Here is a 6153-nt window from a genome sequence, read left to right as displayed (position 1 = left end):
CTCATTCTTTGAAGGGAACACTATATGGAAGGGCTTAGATTGCCACAGGGCTAAAGCCCTTCGCAATGACGGATTTAAACATAGTTTTAATGGCACCCCCCCGCTGTCATTGCGAGCGAGCGAAGCAATCTCATTCTTTGAAGGGAACACTATATGGAAGGGCTTAGATTGCCACAGGGCTAAAGCCCTTCGCAATGACGGATTTAAACATAGTTTTAATGGCACCCCCCCGCTGTCATTGCGAGCGAAGCGAAGCAATCTCATTCTTTGAAGGGAACACTATATGGAAAGACATTTTTATGTTTATATTATGACAAATAAAAATAATACTGTTCTTTACACCGGAATAACAAATGATCTGCAAAGAAGATGTTATGAACATAGAAACAAATTGATTGAGGGTTTTACAAGTAAATATAGTATTTCAAAACTTGTATACTATGAAATATATAACACAGCGGAAAGCGCAATTACGAGAGAGAAGCAAATAAAAAATGGTTCAAGGCAAAAGAAGTTAAACATCATAAATGAGAATAATCCTGACTGGAATGATTTATTTTTGGATTTATGAGACAGTGATTTTTAAAAAAACTGTTTAAATGAGTATGATTTTAAAGGGCTTAGATTTGTAATGCCCCCCAAAAGTCAAGACAATTTCAACCTCTACATCTTCAACATGTCCACTACCGTATGGAGTCAGTATATTTTTCTTTCAGCCACAGAAGCACTGAGTAAAAACACTGTGAAAACTGCAAGAGGTAAAACCTGGCAAAAAAGCCTCTCAAGGGCTGTACCAAGCTGCCAATTGAGATCATGCGGAGTAACTACAAAGACAAAAAAGTATCCGGTTAAAATGAACACAACAGTGAGCAACAAAAAAACAGAAGGAATATAATATTTCCTGACAGGTGTAACTCCGGATATAACCAAAAACATAATTGCTGCAAGAAAAGAAAAACCAAAATTGGTTTCACCGTATGGAATACACATAGACAGAAATGATTTAAAAATTGTCTTGTATCTTCCAATATCTATGATTTTACCGTATGTTTCACTTCCGACGGAGCTGATGATATCATTAGGTGGAGCAATTTTTAATTTAAACATAATAAGGAAAACTATTACCGGCGCCATTGCTGCAAAAATAAACGGCAGTTCCCTTAAAAACTCTCTCAGTTTGCCTGCTAATGACATTGTTACAAAACGGGCAAGCAAAAAACAGGCAATAAATAACAATCCCTCGTTTTTAGTCCATGCGGCAAACCCCAGAGACAACCCACAGAGGACGAGGAATTTTTTTTTGTTTTCATTAATGGAAGTGTCTTTAATAACGATAAATACTGAAGCCGCAAGAAAGAAAAAACCAATTGGTATATCTGCGTACTGCATAGTGCCGCTTTTAAGGTAAGTAAAAGCCATAGCCATAACCAGTACAGATGCGCCGCCCTGTATTGTTCCCTTAAAGTATGAAATTGAGTTAAACAGCAGAATCAGTGTTGAAAAGGTAAAAATAAACGCTGTCGTCTGAGCAACCGTCACGCTGTGCCCGTCTGTGTATTTCCACCACCTTGAGACTGTAAGCGGCAACAAGAGGGGATAGTCGGGATGAGACCAAAGTATGTGAGATGAAAAGGCATCTTTCCAGAATGCTTCATTTTTAAACAAAAACTTTGCTCTCAAGTTCCAAATTGACCATGCATCCCACCCTCCGTGAGGATTCAACCTGAGATTTTGAATAAATATCACTGTCACTAAAGAAAGTACTATAAACATGGGTATCAAATAATAGATACTGTTGTTTTCACTTATAGAATGTCCGCTTAATGATGACTTTCGTTTGCTCAGATATATCGCTGCAGCTAAGCTCAGAGCTCCATCAAAAGCATATGAATAAGTTAACTTAGAAGATATAATGAGTGTTAGAAAGGACAGCAGAGATACGATGGCAAACCCAAAAGGCAGCGCTGTCAGAGCTTTCATGAGTGAACCCGTGCGGGTTGAGGCAGGAAGGTTTGACGAAATCAAAAACCCCGCAAAAAAAGGTAAAACCATAGGCCAAATGCCGCTTAGTTCCATTTTAACGGCCCGTCACTAAACAAAAAAATACCGTTATGAAAATCTACATACTGAAAGTCTGCGTATTTTAATTTACCGCTTAAAGCATCCAAATCAACCATACCGTGGAAATTTGCCAGTACAATGTGAGCCTTGCCGCTGTTTTTCAATATTACAGGTGCAACTGCATACTGGGCAAGATAGTACTCGGCAACATTGTCTCTGTCTGACAGATACCTTACCACTGATCTGTATGGCAAATATCTCAGGGCTGCCTCATACCTTCCGGTATATCTCAAAAGTTTGTCATCACCCGGATGTTTAAAAATTTGTTGATTGCCGGTAAAAATGAATATATTATAAATAACAGACATTACAGAGATAATTATTACGGCAATTTTAGTTCTCATCGTTAGTCCTGTAAAATACGTTACATTAAAGGCACTGTCATTTTTTACTTAGATCTCTTAAAATCGCCTTTTTAATGCAGCTTGCAAAGCATTGTCTTAGTTGCAGGTCGGCAATGACGGCGGTTATTTCCTCTATATACTCATTATCACTTTCTCTCAGAACTGTCGGGCAATTGTTAGCATTTACATCGCTTTTGCGCTTACCCTCATGGATTTGGCTAACACGAAATTTTATGTCATTTAGTTTAAAGTCCTGAAGCTTTGAAACTATTGTGCCTTTATAAAAGTGCAGTTCTTTAAGCCAAAGCTCAGAGGTTACATTGACAGTGAGGCGGCCATTTTGTAAAAAAACAGGCTGCGTATTATCGGCAACGGCACCTTTAAATATATTGTCCCATCTGTATTTTATCCTCTGTAAATTAAAGCCGTCCTGTATTCCCAGATCATTGCTCAGAGACTCAAACAAAGATGCGGTTGTTATCATCTAATCGGAATGACTCTATATTGCCTTTGTAACGAATCCGGAACGTAAACATCTTGTGCAGACGACAATTTTCATAGGTCCCTTGTCGGTTTTAGCCTTTACTTTCTGAAGATTTGGTTTAAACCACCGTTTGGTTTTATTATTTGCATGGCTTACATTGTTACCAACAGTCTTTATTTTGCCACAAACACTACATGCTGCCACCTTTTATGTCCTCCTTAAAATTAGCTGATATTTCCCTTATAAGTCTTACTGTGCTTGTAAGATGATTATTGTAACACAAAACAGGCATATAAATTCAAGCGGGTTTTTTTTATCCCGGCATACAATCATTTAATACACGGGATTTTTACATTAAAGCACGTGCCCTTATTAACAAAAGATGTAAGTGATATTGTCCCTTTGTGTTTTTCAACAACCCTCTTTACACTGTAAAGACCAAGCCCTGTGCCTTTTAAGCTCTCCGGCGCCTGAAAATACTCATCAAAAATCTTTTCATGGTAACATTGCTCAATACCCCTGCCGTCATCCTCTACCGACAGTAGCAGCTCATGTCCGGATTTCTTTAAATTTATATTTATTGTTTTGCTTGCATATTTTATGGCGTTTCCGATAAGATTCTCCGTCATGGTTTTAACCTGATACAAATCAGCCATAACCGAAACTGAAACATCCCCAAGGCTCAACATGCCGGGGTGGCCGTTAACAGTCAACTGAATACCTCGTCTTTCCATCTCCGGCATATAATTCATCAAAACAGACGCCAATATTTCGTTATATTTTATTTCTTTTGGATTAAAAGTCATTGTGGTGTATTTGTTTTTAAGTGAATGAGAGGTCACCTCAATTACATCCAAAATATCTCCGGAAGCGTCATTTATGATTTTCACAACATCTGCTTTTTCTTTATCAGTTTTAACTTTACCGTCAAGATACCTGTTTGCATAGCCCTTGATGGCAATCACAGGGGTTTTTAAGTCATGAAGAAGAACCGAGATAAAACTTTCCCTCTGGTTATTTATAGTCTCCTCGTAGAGTTTTTTTTCTGTAATATCATGAAATGCTATAACCGTTCCCTCTACAGAACCATTTTCATTCGTTATGGGTGATATGCAGCCGTTAATATAAATCTTATCTCCGGTCTTAGTTATGACAACCCTGTCCCTCATCTGTACCTTTACCTTACACAGGTTCACATTATGAAAATGCCCAAGGCCACTTTCCTGCCCCTCCGGATTAAACACTGAAGTTATATGCCTGCCCAGAGCTTTCTCTTTATTATGGCCTGTCAGTTGCTCAGCCACAGGATTCATAAACACAATACAGCCCTCTCTGTCTGTGGCTATGATGGCATCCCCGATACTCATTAGTACCGTGGAGAGCCATTGCTCGCTTTCCTTAAGACGAGTTTGAAGTTTGTGTTTGTAGAGGGCCATCTCTATTGTGGTGCGAAGTTCTCTGTCTTCAAACGGTTTAAGCATATACCCAAAGGGCTCGGTAATTTTTGCACGCTCAAGCATTTCCTCATCGGCATAAGCAGTAAGATATACCACCGGAATATCAAACCGGAGTTTTATTATGTCAGCCGTTTCGATGCCGTCAAGCTCCCCCTGAAGCATTATATCCATAAGAACGAGGTCAGCACCGCTGCGGTTTAAGCTGCTTATCGCCTCCGCCCCTGAGGGCACAGCGCCGGTAACCTCATAGCCTAACAACTCAAGGCTTCTCTTAATGTCTTTTGCTATTATTGTTTCATCTTCAACTACAAGAATTCTTTTTTTCAACATGTTGGTTTAAAGCGTTCCTAAAAACTAAAAAGGTAAATTGAAAACAAGTGAATGTTCTTTTTCTACAACCTGAACACGGTTTCTGCCCTTGTTCTTTGCAATGTACAGTGCATAGTCGGCCTTTTTTATAAGTGTATGTGCTGATTCCGAGCCTAGGTACTCAGAAACTCCAAAGCTGCATGTAACGTGCCCGACATGGGAAAAGTTATAATTCTGAACCATCTCACGAAGCTTCTCGGCAAGCTCTGTTGCACCAACCAAAGTGGTCTCAGGAGTTATAACTACAAACTCCTCACCTCCGTAACGGGCAAAAATATCGGTTTTCCTTACATTTGCTGAAACAATCTCAGTCAGTTCCACTAACACCGCATCTCCGGCCTGATGTCCGTATGTATCATTTATTGACTTAAAGTGGTCTATATCAAATATTATTAAAGTTAAACCGGTTTTATATCTCTCTGTGCGTACTATTTCTTTTTCAAGCTCATCTTCAAACTTTTTCCTGTTATAAATAGTAGTAAGCGGATCTTTACAGGCTAAATCCTGAAACATTTTTCTTTCACTTTCTATGCCTGAGATGTCGGTGAGGGTTATAAGGTATCTGTCTGTGTGTTGAATCTCCGGTATTTGTGTTGCTCTTATTAAGTACGCTCCGGCTTCGCTTTTAAGCTGTTCTTTCCCTGCCATATACACGATGTACTCACTCTCTTTTCCGTGAATTACCTCTGTTATCCATTCTGTGAAGTTTTTGTTCTTATAAAAGGCGTCATCCTTTGCTACTAAGAACCTGTTTATGTTTGTCCCTTTAGCCTGAAACTCCTCAAACGTACAGTATCCGAGAAAATGCAAAAATGATTTGTTCAGAAAAAAAATATCATCCACATCTGTTATCATTAAAAAAGCCGGATTGTTATCGAGAATGGTTTTAATAAATTCGTTTTTTGCGTCTATTTCCTTTTGTTGAGATATGCTTTTTGCAACCTTTACCAAAACAGAAAAAAGGTCTTTACTGTTTATTGGTTTTTTTATGTATTTTACCACCCCTATCTCAATTGCTTTAAGAAAATAGTCCTCATCATTGTAAGCGGTAGTCAGTATAATGGGTACATCCTCTTGTATTTCTCTGATGTTTTGTGCCATTTCAATGCCGTTCATCTGGGGCATTCTTATGTCGGTAATCACGATATCCGGACTCTGCTGTTTAAAAAGCTCCAGACCTTCTCTTCCGTTTGCGCCCACAAAAAGGGTATTAATCCGTCGTCTCAAAATACGGGCCATACTTTCCCTTATCATATCCTCATCTTCAACGTAAAGGATACGTGTCCGGTTTAAATAAGGGTCAATTAAACTGTTTGCAAAAAGTTCTTTTTTCATATTCCTCTGTATCTTTAAGTTAACACCTATTCTAAATAAAATA

At 38.7% G+C, this 6153-nt stretch carries 7 protein-coding genes; 1 reads left to right on the top strand and 6 read right to left on the bottom strand.

What is annotated here, in order from left to right:
• Positions 1-283 precede the first annotated feature (283 nt).
• Complete coding sequence (locus tag H7844_12605; GenBank protein ID MEO5358122.1) at positions 284-571, top strand: GIY-YIG nuclease family protein; 288 nt, start codon at positions 284-286, stop codon at positions 569-571.
• A 125-nt stretch (positions 572-696) separates the two neighbouring features.
• On the opposite strand, the gene H7844_12600 is transcribed toward H7844_12605, so the two are convergent.
• The 6 genes from H7844_12600 to H7844_12575 form a co-directional block, all read right to left on the bottom strand.
• Complete coding sequence (locus H7844_12600) at positions 697-2076, bottom strand: hypothetical protein (protein ID MEO5358121.1); 1380 nt, start codon at positions 2074-2076, stop codon at positions 697-699.
• Positions 2067-2465, bottom strand: coding sequence for a hypothetical protein (locus H7844_12595; protein ID MEO5358120.1), 399 nt, complete (start codon positions 2463-2465; stop codon positions 2067-2069). Before H7844_12595 ends, H7844_12600 begins: the two co-directional genes overlap by 10 nt.
• 37 nt (positions 2466-2502) lie before the next feature.
• On the bottom strand, positions 2503-2949 hold the full coding sequence (locus tag H7844_12590; GenBank protein MEO5358119.1) for a DUF721 domain-containing protein: 447 nt from the start codon (positions 2947-2949) through the stop codon (positions 2503-2505).
• Positions 2950-2964: 15 nt separating this feature from the next.
• On the bottom strand, positions 2965-3153 hold the full coding sequence (rpmB, locus tag H7844_12585) for a 50S ribosomal protein L28 (GenBank protein ID MEO5358118.1): 189 nt from the start codon (positions 3151-3153) through the stop codon (positions 2965-2967).
• A 125-nt stretch (positions 3154-3278) separates the two neighbouring features.
• A complete protein-coding gene (locus H7844_12580) occupies positions 3279-4736 on the bottom strand; it encodes a PAS domain S-box protein (protein ID MEO5358117.1) in 1458 nt (485 codons plus the stop codon).
• A gap of 24 nt (positions 4737-4760) precedes the next feature.
• Positions 4761-6110 carry a diguanylate cyclase gene (locus H7844_12575; GenBank protein MEO5358116.1) on the bottom strand — a complete coding sequence of 450 codons (1350 nt, stop codon included), beginning with the start codon at positions 6108-6110 and terminating at the stop codon, positions 4761-4763.
• Positions 6111-6153: the final 43 nt, after the last annotated feature.

It is taken from the genome of Nitrospirae bacterium YQR-1, from assembly GCA_039908095.1.
In the GTDB taxonomy this organism is placed as follows: domain Bacteria; phylum Nitrospirota; class Thermodesulfovibrionia; order Thermodesulfovibrionales; family Magnetobacteriaceae; genus Magnetomonas.
This window is presented reverse-complemented; position numbering and strand designations above follow the sequence as displayed.